The sequence below is a fragment of the Nocardioides marmorisolisilvae genome (assembly GCF_003725775.1).
GTDB lineage: Bacteria > Actinomycetota > Actinomycetes > Propionibacteriales > Nocardioidaceae > Marmoricola > Marmoricola marmorisolisilvae.
On record NZ_RJSG01000002.1, the window covers coordinates 1,966,323 to 1,981,118 of the forward strand.

The 14,796-nt window shown below is 70.8% G+C and carries 12 protein-coding genes; 5 read left to right on the forward strand and 7 right to left on the reverse strand.

Going from position 1 to position 14,796, the window contains the following annotated elements:
• Positions 1-48 precede the first annotated feature (48 nt).
• Both EFL95_RS13605 and EFL95_RS13610 read right to left on the reverse strand, forming a co-directional pair.
• Positions 49-1,725, reverse strand: a complete 1,677-nt coding sequence (locus EFL95_RS13605) for an ATP-binding cassette domain-containing protein (protein WP_123234459.1) — start codon at positions 1,723-1,725, stop codon at positions 49-51.
• Positions 1,722-2,948, reverse strand: coding sequence for a nucleotidyltransferase family protein (locus EFL95_RS13610; RefSeq protein WP_123234460.1), 1,227 nt, complete (start codon positions 2,946-2,948; stop codon positions 1,722-1,724). Before EFL95_RS13610 ends, EFL95_RS13605 begins: the two co-directional genes overlap by 4 nt.
• A 342-nt stretch (positions 2,949-3,290) precedes the next feature.
• On the opposite strand from EFL95_RS13610, the gene EFL95_RS13615 reads away from it, so the two are divergent.
• From EFL95_RS13615 to EFL95_RS13625, 3 genes are read left to right on the forward strand one after another with little or no spacing between them, the layout of a single operon-like run.
• A complete protein-coding gene (locus tag EFL95_RS13615) occupies positions 3,291-3,758 on the forward strand; it encodes a lasso peptide biosynthesis B2 protein (protein ID WP_123234461.1) in 468 nt (155 codons plus the stop codon).
• A gap of 18 nt (positions 3,759-3,776) precedes the next feature.
• Positions 3,777-4,688, forward strand: coding sequence for a hypothetical protein (locus EFL95_RS13620; RefSeq protein ID WP_123234462.1), 912 nt, complete (start codon positions 3,777-3,779; stop codon positions 4,686-4,688).
• A gap of 19 nt (positions 4,689-4,707) precedes the next feature.
• The gene (locus tag EFL95_RS13625) at positions 4,708-4,992 is read left to right on the forward strand and encodes a PqqD family peptide modification chaperone (protein ID WP_183407155.1); all 285 of its coding nucleotides are present in this window, start codon (positions 4,708-4,710) and stop codon (positions 4,990-4,992) included.
• Here EFL95_RS13625 and gabT read toward each other — a convergent pair.
• Genes gabT through EFL95_RS13640 form a run of 3 tightly spaced genes read right to left on the reverse strand, consistent with a single transcriptional unit; the run spans position 4,989 to position 8,972 of the window.
• A complete protein-coding gene (gene gabT / locus EFL95_RS13630) occupies positions 4,989-6,329 on the reverse strand; it encodes a 4-aminobutyrate--2-oxoglutarate transaminase (RefSeq protein WP_123234464.1) in 1,341 nt (446 codons plus the stop codon). The genes EFL95_RS13625 and gabT overlap by 4 nt on opposite strands.
• Entirely contained in the window at positions 6,326-7,537 is a 1,212-nt protein-coding gene (locus tag EFL95_RS13635) for a saccharopine dehydrogenase family protein (protein ID WP_123234465.1), read from the reverse strand. Before EFL95_RS13635 ends, gabT begins: the two co-directional genes overlap by 4 nt.
• A 4-nt stretch (positions 7,538-7,541) precedes the next feature.
• Positions 7,542-8,972 carry a gamma-aminobutyraldehyde dehydrogenase gene (locus EFL95_RS13640; protein ID WP_123234466.1) on the reverse strand — a complete coding sequence of 477 codons (1,431 nt, stop codon included), beginning with the start codon at positions 8,970-8,972 and terminating at the stop codon, positions 7,542-7,544.
• A 146-nt stretch (positions 8,973-9,118) separates the two neighbouring features.
• Here EFL95_RS13640 and EFL95_RS13645 point away from each other — a divergent pair, with 146 nt between their 5' ends.
• On the forward strand, positions 9,119-10,483 hold the full coding sequence (locus EFL95_RS13645) for an aspartate aminotransferase family protein (protein WP_123234467.1): 1,365 nt from the start codon (positions 9,119-9,121) through the stop codon (positions 10,481-10,483).
• 120 nt (positions 10,484-10,603) lie between these two features.
• The gene (locus EFL95_RS13650) at positions 10,604-11,890 is read left to right on the forward strand and encodes an adenylate/guanylate cyclase domain-containing protein (RefSeq protein ID WP_123234468.1); all 1,287 of its coding nucleotides are present in this window, start codon (positions 10,604-10,606) and stop codon (positions 11,888-11,890) included.
• Here EFL95_RS13650 and EFL95_RS13655 read toward each other — a convergent pair.
• Positions 11,887-13,389, reverse strand: a complete 1,503-nt coding sequence (locus tag EFL95_RS13655) for a CoA-acylating methylmalonate-semialdehyde dehydrogenase (protein ID WP_123234469.1) — start codon at positions 13,387-13,389, stop codon at positions 11,887-11,889. The genes EFL95_RS13650 and EFL95_RS13655 overlap by 4 nt on opposite strands.
• A complete protein-coding gene (locus EFL95_RS13660) occupies positions 13,386-14,792 on the reverse strand; it encodes an NAD(P)/FAD-dependent oxidoreductase (protein WP_123234470.1) in 1,407 nt (468 codons plus the stop codon). Before EFL95_RS13660 ends, EFL95_RS13655 begins: the two co-directional genes overlap by 4 nt.
• Between the last annotated feature and the right edge of the window lie 4 nt (positions 14,793-14,796).

Sequence of the window (14,796 nt, forward strand, 5' to 3'; positions counted from 1 at the left end):
TAGCCGACGACCACTTGATCGTTCCAATTTCGGCAGCACAACGGGACCTCAGGCGTTCGCGACGCGCCCCTCGTCGAGTCGCACCACTGCGCCGGCCCCGTCGGCGACCGCCCGGTGGGTGACCATCAGCACCGCCCGGCTGCCGTCGAGCAGGCTGGCCAGCAGGCGCGACTCGGTGTCGGCGTCGAGCGCGCTGGTGGCCTCGTCCAGGATCAGCAGCTCCGGCTCACGGGCGAGCGCCCGGGCGATGGCGAGACGCTGCTGCTCGCCGCCGGAGAGCTCCGCGACCTCGTGCAACGGCGCCTGCAGTCCCCCGGGCAGTGCCCGGACGACGTCGTCGAGGCAGGCCGCGGTCAGCGCGGCCCAGGCGGCCTCCTCGGTCAGGGAGCGGCCGGGCTGGAGCGACCACGCCAGGTTCTGCCAGACCGTCCCGGGGACGAGCACGGTCGCCTGCGGCACGTACCCGACCCGGCTGCGCCAGTGGGCCAGGTCCGCGACCGGGACCCCGTCGACGAGCATCGCGCCGGACTGCGGCTGGAGCAGGCCGAGGATCAGGTCGAGGAGCGTGCTCTTGCCGGCGCCGCTCGCGCCGACCAGGGTCAGCACCCCGTTCCTGGGCAGCGTCAGGGAGACACCGTCGAGCGCCGGGGCCGCCTCCGCGTCGTACCGGAAGCCGACCGAGCGCAGCTCGACCAGGGCCGCCCCTGGAACCGGCGCCGCGCTGTTGGCGACAGCGGTCACGGTCTCGGGGTGGGCACGAGCCTCGGACCGCAGCGAGACCAGGGCCTCGACGGCCGGTACGTCGTTGGCGAACTGCTGCGCCGAGACGAGCACGCCCTGCCCGTTGGTGAGCAGGCGCATCGCGACCACGATCAGGGTGACCAGCTCGGCGGTCGAGAGCCCGATGTGCCGGCCGAGCAGGATCAGCCCGAGCACGGCGGCGACGGCGACCACCCCCATGCCGGCGCTCACCATCGAGGAGCGGGCCACGTAGCTGCGGCGGACGTCGCGGACCCGGCCCGCCTCTCCCCCGACGATGTCGAGCCAGGCGGCCTCGGCGCCGTGCGCGCGCATCACCCGGACCGAGGCGAGCGAGTCCGAGAGCGCTGCTCCGAAACCGGCCAGCCGCTCGCTCATCTCCTGCCCGAGCGAGGTCGCGCCCCGCGTCGACCGGGCCGAGCCCAGCAGCACCGCCAGCACGACCGCGGCGGCGATGCCGCCGACCAGCGGGGCGATCAGGACGCCGACCGCGGCGGTCGCCAGCAGCATCACCACCCCGACGAACAGACGGATCACCATCGCGATCGCGACCTGGGCGCGCTCCACGTTCGTGGTCAGGCTCTGCACCAGCTCGCTGCGCCGCAGCCCGGCGAGGAAGGACCAGTCAGCGCCGTAGAGGTCGTCGATCAGCCCGAGGCGCAGGCGGTCCAGCGTGAGCAGCCGGATCTCGGTAGCGAGGACGGCGGCGTACCACTGGGCGATGCCGCGCAGGACGAAGACGGCGAACACGAGGCCGAAGGCCTGGCCGAGACTCAGGTGGAAGTCGAACGCCGGGACCGAGAACCGGTGGCCGCCGTCGAGCGCCTGCATCACCGGGACCAGCAGCACCAGGCCCGCGCCCTCGAGGACGGCGACGAGGAGCTGGAGCACGATCAGACCGGCGACCCTCCCGGCACCGACCGTGCTGGCCATCAGGCCGAAGCAGGTGCGCGCGCGTCCGATCACCGGTGCGTCCTGATCACGGGCTCGACGACCCGGGCACCAGGCTCGCGACGGGCCCAGGCCACGCTCCGCCGGCGAAGCCGACGGACCCGGTGCCACAGGGTCAGCGGTACGCCGGTCCACGCGCTCTGCGCCTCGATGCCGACCACGGTCTTCACGGGGAGGACCGTCGCGACGACCGCGTGCCGTCGGTCTTGCCCGGTCGAGCTCGCGGCCAGCATGTAGCGCAGCGCACGCATGCTCTCGACGCCCGGGAACGGGTACGTCGCATAGACCGGCCGCTCCTGCGCGGCCAGCGCGCGCGTGAGCACGGAGGCCGGGACCCGGTCGAGCTCGGCGAGCACCTCGGCCGGGACGTTCGCCGGCAGTCCGACCACGAACCGGGTCACCGCCAGGGTCTGGACCTCGAGCCGGCGCAGCGGGTCCTGGTCGAAGGCTCGCTCCCAGGTGCGCGCGTCCGCGGCGATGCGGTGCACGTCGACCAGGCTGCGCAACCAGCGCCAGTAGTCCTTGGCCGCATGCAGGCTGGTGCTGCCGAGCAGATCGGCGTGGCAGAGGGTGTCCACCCGGACTGCGCCGAGGTCGACGGCCTCGCGCCGGTTCCAGACCTCCTCGAAGTCGGGCAGCGCATGCAGCGTCGGGTCCAGCCTCCAGTGCAGGTCGACCGTGCTTCCCGGCCCGTCGAAGGTGAACGCGTTGAAGGACCGCATCACGTGGCCCCAGGCCCAGGTGCCCGGACTGACCTCGGAGCCCAGACGCATCCGCCAGCCGTTCTCCTCCAGCACCCGGCAGGCGGCCTCGACGTCGACCGGGCTGATCACCAGGTCCAGGTCGCCCGAGCCGCGGGAGGACGGGTCCCCGGTCGTCTGGGCGGCCAGCGCCGGGCCCTTGATCGCCAGGCTGCGCAGACCTGCCGCCCCGAACGCGCTGTGCAGCCGCTCGAGCTCGAGCAGCTGCACCATCAGCCCGCGACGGCCGACGGCCCGCAGCTCGGCGATCCCGGACGCGACGTCCGGGTCCAGGCCGAGGGCGTCGACGTGGGCGTCGAGGAGCTCCGCGACCCGGTGCCGGCGTACGGCCTCGACCAGCTCGACAGCCGGTTCCCCGGGCGCTCCCGGAGTCGGGACCTGAGCCGGTTCCGGTGCCCACTCCTGCCCCGCCTCCAGGCGCAGGGAACCCCGCACCCACGAGCGGACGCGCCGCACTGCGGCCGGGGAGGGATGCACCCGGCAAGCCTAGGAGCAGGAAGGGTCCCAAGGGGTGCGTAACCGGACAAGTTGTGGCCTGTCTAGTCCAAAAGGACTATCTTTTCGAAGTTCACGCAGCCGATCCGTACCTTTCGTGTGCCGCGATCGTTCAGCACGATTGAGAAGGCAACAACCGACAGGAGCTCCAACGATGACCGGTGCTGACAAGGCGTACAGCGCTCCGAAGCTGGAGTCGCTCAGCCTGCGGGCCACCAGCGACATCACGATCGGCGGATCGATCACCATCCCGTTCCCGCCGCTCGGTAGCTGACGGCTCTCGCCACTCAACCGACGTCTCCGGACGTCACGAGGCCACGTTCCATGCGACTCGTTCACACGGTGCGGGGTTTTGTCCGTTTAGGACTCAAGGACCAGGTCCGCTTCACGGCGGCCTGGTCCTTGCTCGGTTTCTCGAGGCTTTTGATCATCGTGCTGCCGTTCACGGTGATCCGCCGCCTCCTCGGTGAGAACCGCGCGAGCGACCAGGAGCGCCCGCCGCCCGCGCTGGACGCCGGCCAGCGGATCCGCGCGATGCACATCGGCCGCGTGGTCGAGCTCGCCGCCGCCTACGCCCCCTGGCGCTCGGACTGCTACCCGCAGGCGCTCACCGCGCGCATGTTCCTGGCACTCCGACGGATCCCGCACGAGGTCGTCTTCGGGGTTCGCCGTGACGGAGACGCGCTGATCGCCCATGCTTGGGTCCGTGCAGGAGACGTCGAGGTCACCGGGGGCAGTGGTCGTGAGTACACGGAGGTCGGCTGGTTCTCCTGGTCGCCGGACGGAGCCTGAGCGCCGGGTGAGCCCGGAGTGAACGCAGCTCTGACCCGGTACACCTGCTACGGGCTGGTCCTGGCCAGCGAGATCGAGCTCCCCGACCTGGGTGAGCCGCTGGCAGGAGAACCTGATCCCGACGTCGTCGTCCGCTTCGACCGCCTCGCCGGCCCCCCGGCCGGCGCCGACCCGCTCCCCTACGGGCTGTGGCGCGAGGGCACCTCAGCGGGCGTCGAGATCCCGGACGTCGGCCGCTACGAGGCGCGTGACGGTCGCGAGGTCGTCATCGACCCCGTCGACGGTGCGGACCCGAAGGCGATCCGGCTGTTCCTGCTCGGGAGCCTGCTCGGGGCGGTGATGATGCAGCGCGACCACCTGGTGCTGCACGGCAACGCGTTCCGGATCGGCGATGCGTGCGCTGTCGTGGTCGGGCACTCCGGGGCCGGCAAGTCCACGCTCGCCGCCGAGCTCGACCGGCGCGGGTACGACGTGCTCTCCGACGACGTGGTCCCGGTGGATCCGGACGGGATGGCGATCCCGGGCCACCCCCGGATCAAGCTGTGGGGCGACGCGCTCGAGCGGCTCGGGGTCGGCACCGAGGGCCTGGAACGGATCAACGACGACCACGAGAAGTTCCAGCTGGCGCTGCGTCGCACCGAGGTGGAGCCGTTGCCGCTGCGCTGGGTCTACGTCCTCGAGCGCCACGCGGGCACGGAGCTCAGCATCGAGCCGGTCCACGGGGCGACCACGTTCAGCCTGCTGCACGAGCACACCTACCGCAACGAGCTGGTCCACGGACCGGGTCCGATGGCCCAGCACCTCCAGCAGTGCGCCAGGCTGGTGTCGGTGGCCCGGGTGAGCCGGGTACGACGACCTGTCGAAACCATGACCGCAGAAGCCACCGCAGATGCCATCCTTGCCGACATCAACACCGTCCCGGCCCCGTGAAGAAGCCCGAGGAGTTTGCATGACCAGCAGCCGTCCCGACGCCAGCTACATCCGGCGCCCCACGCTGCACGCCGTCGAGATGGACGGCGAACTGGTGATGATGGGTCAGGAGCAGGGCGAGTACTACGGCCTGCGTGACGTGGCCGCCTCGATCTGGAACCACCTGGCCGAGCCGCGCACCGTCGAGGACCTGGTCGTGCTGGTCTGCGAGGAGTGGAACGTGACCCCCGAGGTCTGCCGCCCCGACATCGTCGAGTTCCTCGACGACCTGCTGCTGCGCAAGCTGGCCGAAGAGGTCTCCTAGACCGTCGCAGCGACCTCGGCGAGGACGTCCATCGCCTCGTGCAGCAGCTCGTCGGAGGCGACCAGCGGCGGCAGGAAGCGCAGCACGTTGCCGTAGGTGCCGCACGTCAGGGTGAGCACCCCGGCCTGGTGGCAGCCGGCACTGAGCCGACCGGCCCGGGCGGCGTCCGGGACCGTGCCACCGGGCTCGACGACCTCGAGGGCGATCATCGCGCCGCGCCCGCGCACGTCACCGATCCACGGGTGGTCCGCAGCCAGCTCGCGCAGCCGACCGGTGAGCAGGTCCTCGATCTCGCGCGCCCGCTTGTTCAGGTCGAGCTCCCGCATCGTCGCGATCGCCCCCAGGGCCGCGGCGCACGCGACCGGGTTGCCGCCGTAGGTGCCGCCCAGCCCGCCGACGTGCACCGCGTCCATGATCTCGGCGCTGCCGACCACCGCTGCCAGCGGCAGACCGCCGGCGACTCCCTTGGCGACCGTGACCAGGTCCGGGACCACGCCCTCGTGCTCGCTGGCGAACCAGGCACCGGTGCGGCACATGCCGGACTGGATCTCGTCGGCGACGAAGACGATGCCGTTGGCCCGGGCGTAGTCGGCGAGCTCGGCCAGGTAACCGGGCGCCGGCACGATGAAGCCGCCCTCGCCCAGCACCGGCTCGATCACGATGCAGGCGACGTTCCCGGCGCCGACCTGCTTGTCGATGACGTCGATGGTCCGAGCGGCAGCGTCGGTACCCGAGAGGCCGTCGCGGAACGGGTAGGACATCGGCGCCCGGTAGACCTCGCCGGCGAACGGGCCGAAGCCCTCCTTGTAGGGCATGTTCTTGGCGGTCATCGCCATCGTCAGGTTGGTGCGTCCGTGGTAGGCGTGGTCGACCACGACGACCGCGTCCCGCCCGGTGCGGACCCGGGCGATCTTGACCGCGTTCTCCACCGCCTCGGCGCCCGAGTTGAACAGCGCCGCCTTCTTGGGGTGGTCACCCGGGGTGAGCCGGGTGAGCTCCTCGCAGACCTCCACGTAGCCGTCGTACGGGGCCACCATGAAGCAGGTGTGCGTGAACGCCGCGACCTGCTGGGTGACCCGCGAGACGACCTGCGGCGCGCTGTTGCCCACGCTGGTGACCGCGATGCCCGAGGCGAGGTCGATCAGCGAGTTGCCGTCGACGTCGACCAGGACACCGCCACCCGCGGCCGCCACGTAGATCGGCAGCGTGCTGCCGACGCCCGAGGCGACTGCGGCGATCCTGCGCTCGTGCAGCGCGCGCGAGCGCGGCCCGGGGATCTCGGTGACGAGCTTGCGCTCCTGCGGCAGGGACGGCCCCCCGGCGTTCACGGCGTTCATGACAGCTCCTTCTGGCCCCACGGGGACCCGTACTCGGTGAGCAGGTCGAGGAACGGCACCGCGTCGAACGCCTCGGGCCCGAGGACCCCTGCGCCCGACCAGGTCCCGCGCGCGACCAGCTCCAGGGCGACCACCGGGTTGATCGCGGTCTGCCAGACCACGCACTGGTGGCCGTAGTCCGCCATCACCGTCTCGTTGTCGACCACGTGGAACAAATAGGATTTGCGGGGCAGTCCATCCTTGCCTTTGCCTGTCACCAACAGCCCGGCACAGGTCTTGCCCTTCATCCGCGGACCGACGGTCGCGGGGTCGGGCAGCACTGCCGCGACCACGTCGCGCGGGCTGACCTCGACTCCTTTGACCCGGACCTTCTCGGTGCTGTCCAGCCCCAGCGTGTGCAGCACCTTGAGGATGTTGATGAACTCGTCGCCGAGCCCGTACTTGAAGGTGGCACGTCTGCAGTCCACCCAGCGTGGCATCAGCAGAACCTCTTCGTGCTCGACGTTCACGCACTCCACCGGGCCGATGCCCTCGGGGAAGTCGAACACCTCCGGCTCGCTGAACGGCGCAGTGGTGAACCACTCCCCGTCCTCCCAGATCACGGGCGGGTTCAGGCACTCCTCGATGGTGGTCCACATCGAGAAGCTCGGCGCGAAGATCTCGTTCCCGTTGTCGTCGGTGACCACCAGGTTCGCGCCGTCCCGGGTGCCGAGCTCGTCGATCTCGGAGAACAGGTGGTCGGCGGCGTACCGGGCGAACACGTCGGAAAGCCCGGGCTCCACACCCATGCCGACGAGCGCCAGCCGACCGGCAGCCTCCCACCGGTCCGCCACGGCGAACTGCTCGTCGCCCAGCTTCACCCCGGTCTTCTCGTACGGCGCCTCCGGGTGCGGCTTGGAGAGCGACATCGCCATGTCGACGTAGTCGGCACCGGCCTCGAACGCGCCGTCGAAGATCGACATGTTGAAGACCGGGTCGACGGCGTTCATCACGTGGGTGATCCGGTGCTCGCGGCACAGCGCGGCGACGGCGTCCTTCGAGGTGGCATCGATCTGGGCGGCGGTGAACCGCTCGTCCGCAGCCGCCGCCTTCTCCGCGCGCTCGGCAGAGTAGTCGGCGATGACGATGGCCTCGTAGAAGTCGCGGCGCGCGGCGATCGCGGTGAACGCGCCACCGACGCCGCCCGCGCCGACCAGCAGGATCCTCATCGGGTCACTCGCCGATGTACGACATCACGTGCTTGATACGCGTGTAGTCCTCGAGCCCGTAGAGCGAGAGGTCCTTGCCGTAGCCGGAGTGCTTGAAACCGCCGTGCGGCATCTCGGAGATGAAGGGGATGTGGGTGTTGATCCACACCACGCCGAAGTCGAGCGCCTTCGACATCCGCATGGCCCGCCCGTGGTCCTTGGTCCACACGCTCGAGGACAGCCCGTACTCGACACCGTTGGCCCAGCGCAGCGCCTCGGCCTCGTCGGAGAAGCGCTGCACGGTCATCACCGGGCCGAAGATCTCGGACTGGATCTGCTCGTCGTCCTGCTGCAGGCCGGAGACGACGGTCGGCTCGTAGAAGTAGCCGGCCGACCCCTTCCGGGTGCCGCCGGTGACCAGGTTCGCGTGGTCCGGCAGGCGGTCGACCATGCCGGAGACCCGGTCGAACTGGTTCTGGTTGTTCAGCGGGCCGTAGTAGGTGTCCTCGGAGTCCGGCATCCCGGTCGGCATGCCCTGGGCGGCCTCGGCGAGGGCTGCGACGAACTCGTCGTGGATGCCGGGCCCGGCGAGCACCCGGGTCGCCGCGGTGCAGTCCTGACCGGCGTTGAACAGACCGGCACCGGCGATCCCCTCGGCCGCCTTCTCGATGTCGGCGTCGTCGAAGACGATCACCGGCGCCTTGCCACCGAGCTCGAGGTGCACCCGCTTGAGATCGGTCGAGGCGGACGCGGCCACCTCCATGCCGGCGCGCACCGAGCCGGTGATCGCGACCATCGCCGGGGTCTTGTGCTCGACCAGGGCGCGGCCGGTGTCCCGGTCGCCGCAGACGACGTTCAGCACGCCCGGCGGCAGGAACTCCTGGGCCAGCTCGGCGAGCAACGTCGAGCTCGCGGGCGTCGTGTCGCTCGGCTTGAGCACGACGGTGTTGCCGCCGGCCAGCGCCGGGGCGATCTTCCAGATCATCATCAGCAGCGGGTAGTTCCAGGGGGTCACCTGGCCGACCACACCGACGGGCTCGCGGCGGATCCACGAGGTGTGGTCGGCCATGTACTCGCCGGCCGACTTGCCCTCAAGGATCCGGGCGGCGCCGGCGAAGAACCGGAAGTGGTCGGAGGCGTACGGCATCTCCTCGCTCATCGTCAGGTGCAGCGGCTTGCCGGTGTCGCGGCACTCGACCGCGTTGAGCTCCTCGGCACGGGCCTCGATGGCATCGGCGATCTTCAGCAGGGCCGAGGCCCGGTCCTGGGGCGTGGTGTTGCGCCACGACTCGAAGGCGGTCGCCGCAGCGCCGTACGCGCGGTCGACGTCCTCGGCCCCCGACATCGGCGCGGCGGCGTACACCTCCCCCGTGGTCGGGTCGATGACGTCGTAGGTGGCGCCGTCCGCGGCGTCCACCAGCTGTCCGTTGACGATGTTCTTGAAGGCCTCAGGCATGGCCCAAGTCAAACGACTCCCACGAAGACCGTCAAGGACTCACAACGAAATCCGTTGTGAAATCGCGGTTTCAGGTACGGATTCGCTTGCCGGACCCCGTACCTCCTTGGCAGACTGGCAGGGACCCAACGAAAGAGTCGATATCCATGAACGACCCCCAGCAGGTCGCACACGACCACCTCTGGATGCACTTCACCCGGCACACCGACGCCGAGATCCCGACCATCGAGCGCGGCGAGGGTGCCTACATCTACGACACCGCCGGCCGCCAGTACCTCGACGGACTCTCCGGTCTGTTCGTCGTCCAGGCGGGGCACGGACGCGCCGAGCTCGCCGAGGCCGCCGCCAAGCAGGCCGAGAAGCTGGCCTACTTCCCGATCTGGTCCTACGCCCACCCCGGCGCCATCGACCTGGCCGGACGGGTCGCCGAGTACGCGCCTGGCGACCTCAACCGAGTCTTCTTCACCACGGGTGGCGGGGAGGCCGTCGAGACCGCGTGGAAGCTGGCCAAGAACTACTTCAAGCTGGTCGGCAAGCCCGGCAAGCACAAGGTGGTCAGCCGGGCGATCGCCTACCACGGCACTCCGCAGGGCGCCCTCTCGATCACCGGCCTGCCCGGGATGAAGGCGCCGTTCGAGCCGCTGGTCCCGAGCACCTTCCGGGTGCCGAACACCAACCTCTACCGCGCTCCCGACCAGTTCCAGGGAGGCACCCCCGCAGACGAGGAGGCCTTCGGCCTCTGGGCCGCGGACCGCATCGCCGAGGCGATCGAGTTCGAGGGGCCGGACACCGTCGCGGCGGTGTTCCTGGAGCCGGTGCAGAACGCCGGCGGCTGCTTCCCGCCTCCCCCGGGCTACTTCCAGCGGGTGCGCGAGATCTGCGACGAGTACGACGTGCTGCTGGTCTCCGACGAGGTGATCTGCGCCTTCGGTCGGCTCGGCCACATGTTCGCCGCGGACCGCTACGAGTACCAGCCGGACATGATCACCTTCGCGAAGGGCCTCACCTCCGGCTACTCCCCGCTGGGCGGCATGATCGCGACCGACCGCCTCTTCGAACCGTTCAAGAACACCGGGGAGTCGTTCCTGCACGGCTACACCTTCGGCGGCCACCCGGTCTCGACCGCGGTGGCGATGGCGAACCTCGACATCTTCGAGCGCGAGAAGCTCAACCAGAACGTGCTCGAGAACGAGGACGCCTTCCGGGCCACCCTGGAGAAGCTGCTCGACCTGCCGCTGGTCGGTGACGTCCGCGGCGACGGGTACTTCTACGGGATCGAGATGGTCAAGGACAAGGCGACCAAGGAGACCTTCAACGACGCCGAGTGCGAGCGGCTGCTGCGCGGGTTCCTGTCCAAGGCCCTGTTCGAGGCCGGCCTGTACTGCCGCGCCGACGACCGCGGCGACCCGGTGGTCCAGCTCGCGCCGCCGCTGATCTGCGAGCAGGAGCACTTCGACGAGATCGAGGCCAAGCTCCGCACGGTTCTCACCGAGGCCGAGAACCACCTCTAAGACGCCCTGGGGGGTGAAGCTCCGGCAGGCCTGACCTCGTGGTCGGGCCTGCCGAAGTCTTTCGGGGACTCCGTGCTCACACGGAGGCATCGGCACCTTCGGTGGCGGTAGCGTCCGGTCATGGACGCAGCGCTGTCCCTGGACCGGCACGGCCTTCTCGGCCGGTTCGACGCGCCCGTCGAGGCGGACTACCAGCGCTGGTTGGAGCTGCACCTCTACCCCTTGGCGCTGGCGATGGCGTACAGCTCACTCGTCGCCTGGCTGGTGACGGTCCCGGCGGCCTTCCTGTTCGCGCGCGACGACCTCAACATCGTCCTGGTCGTGGTTGTCTGCTGGGGCGTCAACGCCGGCGGCATCCTGGTCGGCACGGCCTGGGCCCGCCGCAACCACGGCCGCAGCGTCGTCGCTCTCGGCACCCTGGGCATCGGGATCACGGCGGTCGACAGCATCGCGATCCTCGGCCCGGCGATGGACGCGGACCCGATGGTCTACCTGGCCGGCGGCCTGTTCTACGGCTTGCTGGCCCCGATGACCCAGGTCCCGCTGCGCCAGTGCGCCTTCCTGGGCGTCCTGATCTGCGGCCTCACGGCGACGTTCAGCCTCACCCACCCGGATCAGCACTGGGACGTCCAGTTCACCGCCGTCTTCGTGACCTGCATGGCGGGGACCCTGGGGATCGGACTCGCCATGGCCTGGACCGCGGAGCGTGGCAACCGCAGCATCTACGCCGCCGAGAAGACGATCGAGCACCAGCGCACGCTGATCCGCCGCTACGCACCCAGCACCGTGGTGTCCCGGATCGAGCAGGGCGACACCACCGTCGACTCACCGCAGCGGCGCAAGGTCACCGTCTTCTTCTCCGACGTCGTCGGCTTCACCGAGATGGCGGACCGCGTCGATCCCGAGGCACTCGCGGCGATCGTCAACGACTACCTCGGCTCGCTCGCCGACCTCATCGAGCGCCACGGCGGCACCCTCAACGAGTTCGCCGGCGACGGCGTCATGGCGATCTTCGGCGCCCCCGACCACCTCGAGCCGGCCGACCAGGTCCGCGCAGCCCTCGCGGCCGCCCAGGAGCTGCAACGCAGCCTGCCGGCGTGGAGCCAGGGCTGGTACCAGCACGGCATCGTCGAGGACGCCCAGGCCCGCATCGGCATCAACACCGGCACCCTCTCGGTCGGCACCTTCGGCTCGGCCGTGCGGGCGACGTACACCGGCATCGGACTGCAGACCAACATCGCCGCCCGCGTCCAGGCGCAGGCCGAGCCCGGCGGCATCCTGCTCTCCAACACCAGCTGGCACCTGGTCAAGGACACCATCGCCTGCGAGCCGCGCGGCGAGGTGATGGTGAAGGGCGTGCACTTCCCGATCGAGCTGTACGAGCCCCGGATCCCGACCAGCACCTAGTCGTGCTGCGGGAACCCCAGGTTGACCCCGGTCTGCGCGTCCGGCTCCGGCCAGCGCGTCGTGACCACCTTGCCGCGGGTGAAGAAGTGCACACCCTCGGGGCCGTAGGCGTGGCTGTCGCCGAACAGTGACGCCTTCCAGCCACCGAACGAGTAGAACGCGGCCGGCACCGGGATCGGCACGTTGACGCCGACCATGCCGACCTCGACCTCGTTCACGTAGCGGCGCGCCGCGCCGCCGTCGCGGGTGAAGATCGCGGTCCCGTTGCCGTAGGGCAGCGAGTTCACCAGCTCCAGGGCCGCGTCGTAGGTCGGCACCCGGAGCACGCTCAGCACCGGGCCGAAGATCTCCTCCGCGTGCACCCGGGACCCCGGTTGCACGTGGTCGATCAACGACGGACCCAACCAGAAGCCGTCCGCCTCGCCGGCGGCGTCGACGGTGCGCCCGTCGACGACCACGGTGGCACCCTCACCGGAAGCGATGTCGAGGTAGCCCGCCACCTTGTCCCGGTGCTCCCGGGTGATGAGGGGACCCATGTCGGGCTCCTCCGCGTTCGCCCCGGAGCCGACCCGGATCTTGCCCATCCGGTCGACGATCCGCGAGACCAGCTCGTCCCCGACCGGCTCGACGGCGACCAGTGCCGAGATCGCCATGCAGCGCTCCCCCGCGGATCCGAAGCCGGCGCTGACCGCCGCGTCGGCGGCCTGGTCGAGGTCGGCGTCGGGCAGCACGACCATGTGGTTCTTGGCACCACCGAGGGCCTGCACCCGCTTGCCGTGCGCGGTGCCTGTCTCGTAGACGTAGCGCGCGACCGGGGTGGAGCCGACGAACGAGACCGCGGCGATGCCCGGGTGGGTGAGCAGCGCGTCGACCGCCTCCTTGTCACCGTGCACGACGCTGAGCACGCCGGGCGGCAGCCCTGCCTCGGCCCACAGCGCGGCGATCAGGTTCGCGGCGCTCGGGTCCTTCTCGCTCGGCTTGAGCACGACCGCGTTGCCGACCGCCAGGGCGATCGGCAGGAACCAGAGCGGCACCATCGCCGGGAAGTTGAACGGCGAGATCACCGCGACCACGCCCAGCGGCTGCCGGATCGAGGACACGTCGACGCCGGTGGAGACCTCGCTGGACAGCCCGCCCTTGACCAGGTGCGGGAGACCGCACGCGAACTCGACCACCTCGAGACCGCGCTGCACCTCGCCGAGCGCGTCCGAGGGCACCTTGCCGTGCTCGGCGGTGATCGCGGCGGCGACCTCGTGCTTGCGGGCGTTGAGCAGCTCGCGGAACGCGAACAGCACCTGGGTGCGCCGGGTCAGCGACATCCGTCCCCAGGCCGCACCGGCGTCGGCCGCCGAGGTGACGACGCGGTCGACGAGCGCCGCCGACGCGAAGCCGACCGCCCCGGTCACCTGACCGGTCGCCGGGTTGGTGATCGGGCCGGTCCGAGCACCAGCCTCGGTGAGCTCGGCACCGTCGATCCAGTGCGGCAGCTGCTTGCTCATGAGTCGAACCCCATTCCCAGTGTGTCCATCGTCCGCAACCACAGATTCTTCCTCCCGCCGTTCGCATCCGCACGTGCGAGCGAGCGTCGGGTCAGCTCGATGCCGGTCCAGCGCAGCGGCTCCGGCGGGAACGGCAGCGGCCGCTCGCGGATCATCCGCAGCGCCGTCCGCTCGGTCTCCGCGCCAGCGAGCTGATCCAGTGCGACCTCGGCGGCGAACCGGGTGGCGCCGACGCCGAGTCCGGTGAACCCCAGCGCGTACGCCACCGCCCCGTCGTACGCCGTGCCGTGGAACGCGGTGAACCGGGTGCAGGTGTCGATCACCCCGCCCCAGGCGTGGGTGAACCGCAGGCCCTCGAGCTGCGGGAAGGTCGCGAAGAAGTGCTCGGCGAGCACCTCGTGCGTCGCCGACCGCCCCTCGAGCTCGGGCCGCTGCCGGCTCGCGTAGTGGTAGACCGCGTCGTAGCCGCCCCAGAGGATCCGGCCGTCGCGGGTGGTCCGGTAGTAGTGGAAGAGATTGGTGCGGTCCCCGATCCCCTCGCGACCGGCCCAACCGATCACGGCGCGCTGCGCCTCGGTGAGCGGCTCGGTCATCAGCGCGTAGTCGTAGACCGGCACGGTCATCAGCCGCAGCCGGCGCAGCAGCGGCCGGAAGGCGTTGGTCGCCAGCAGCACCCGTCGGGCCGTGACGGTTCCCCGGGGGGTGCGCACCTCGACGCGTCCGCGGACGATGCCGTCCGGCGCCCTCCCCAAGCGGGTCGCCTTCGTGCCCTCGTGGATGCGCACGCCGCGTCGCAGGCAGGCCTCGCGCAGTCCCCACGCCAGCCGCGCCGGCTCGAGGATCGCGACCTCGGGATCGAAGAGACCGCCGAGGTAGGTCGGCGAGTCGACGCGTCCGCGCAGGGCCTGCGCGTCGACCAGCTCCAGGACGTGCCCGTACGCCGCGGCCTCGGCCTGCTCCTCGGCCAGCTCGTCCACCTGCTCCGGCTGGGTCGCCACGCTCAGCGCTCCCGAGCGGACGAAGTCGCAGTCGATCAGCTCGGAGCGCACCGCGGTCTCGATGGCGTCGAGGTTCTCCCGTCCGAGGCGCAGCAGCACGCTCAGCTCCTCGGGCCAGCGCGCCAGCCCGTTCCCGAAGCCGTGGGTCAGGCTCGCCTCGCAGAAGCCGCCGTTGCGCCCGCTGGCGGCGTGCCCGCACGTCTCCGCCTCGAGCACGAGCACGTCGCGCCCGGGCTCGCGGGTCACCGCGAGCAGCGCGGCCCAGAGCCCGAGGTAGCCGCCTCCGACGACCACCAGCTCGGCAGCGGTGTCGCCGGCCAGGGGCGGGAGCTGGTCGGGCCGACCGGTGTCGTCGAGCCAGTACGGCACCGGCGCCGCGTCGATGAGGGACGCGGCGGTTCTCATGCCG

Bases quoted from the DNA above. Each gene is read 5' to 3' on its own strand.
- EFL95_RS13655 (WP_123234469.1), bottom strand. From the start codon at position 13,389: ATGAGCAAGCAGCTGCCGCACTGGATCGACGGTGCCGAGCTCACCGAG.
- EFL95_RS13650 (WP_123234468.1), top strand. From the start codon at position 10,604: ATGGACGCAGCGCTGTCCCTGGACCGGCACGGCCTTCTCGGCCGGTTC.
- EFL95_RS13640 (WP_123234466.1), bottom strand. From the start codon at position 8,972: ATGCCTGAGGCCTTCAAGAACATCGTCAACGGACAGCTGGTGGACGCC.
- EFL95_RS13615 (WP_123234461.1), top strand. From the start codon at position 3,291: ATGCGACTCGTTCACACGGTGCGGGGTTTTGTCCGTTTAGGACTCAAG.
- EFL95_RS13645 (WP_123234467.1), top strand. From the start codon at position 9,119: ATGAACGACCCCCAGCAGGTCGCACACGACCACCTCTGGATGCACTTC.
- EFL95_RS13660 (WP_123234470.1), bottom strand. From the start codon at position 14,792: ATGAGAACCGCCGCGTCCCTCATCGACGCGGCGCCGGTGCCGTACTGG.
- gabT (WP_123234464.1), bottom strand. From the start codon at position 6,329: ATGAACGCCGTGAACGCCGGGGGGCCGTCCCTGCCGCAGGAGCGCAAG.
- EFL95_RS13625 (WP_183407155.1), top strand. From the start codon at position 4,708: ATGACCAGCAGCCGTCCCGACGCCAGCTACATCCGGCGCCCCACGCTG.
- EFL95_RS13635 (WP_123234465.1), bottom strand. From the start codon at position 7,537: ATGAGGATCCTGCTGGTCGGCGCGGGCGGCGTCGGTGGCGCGTTCACC.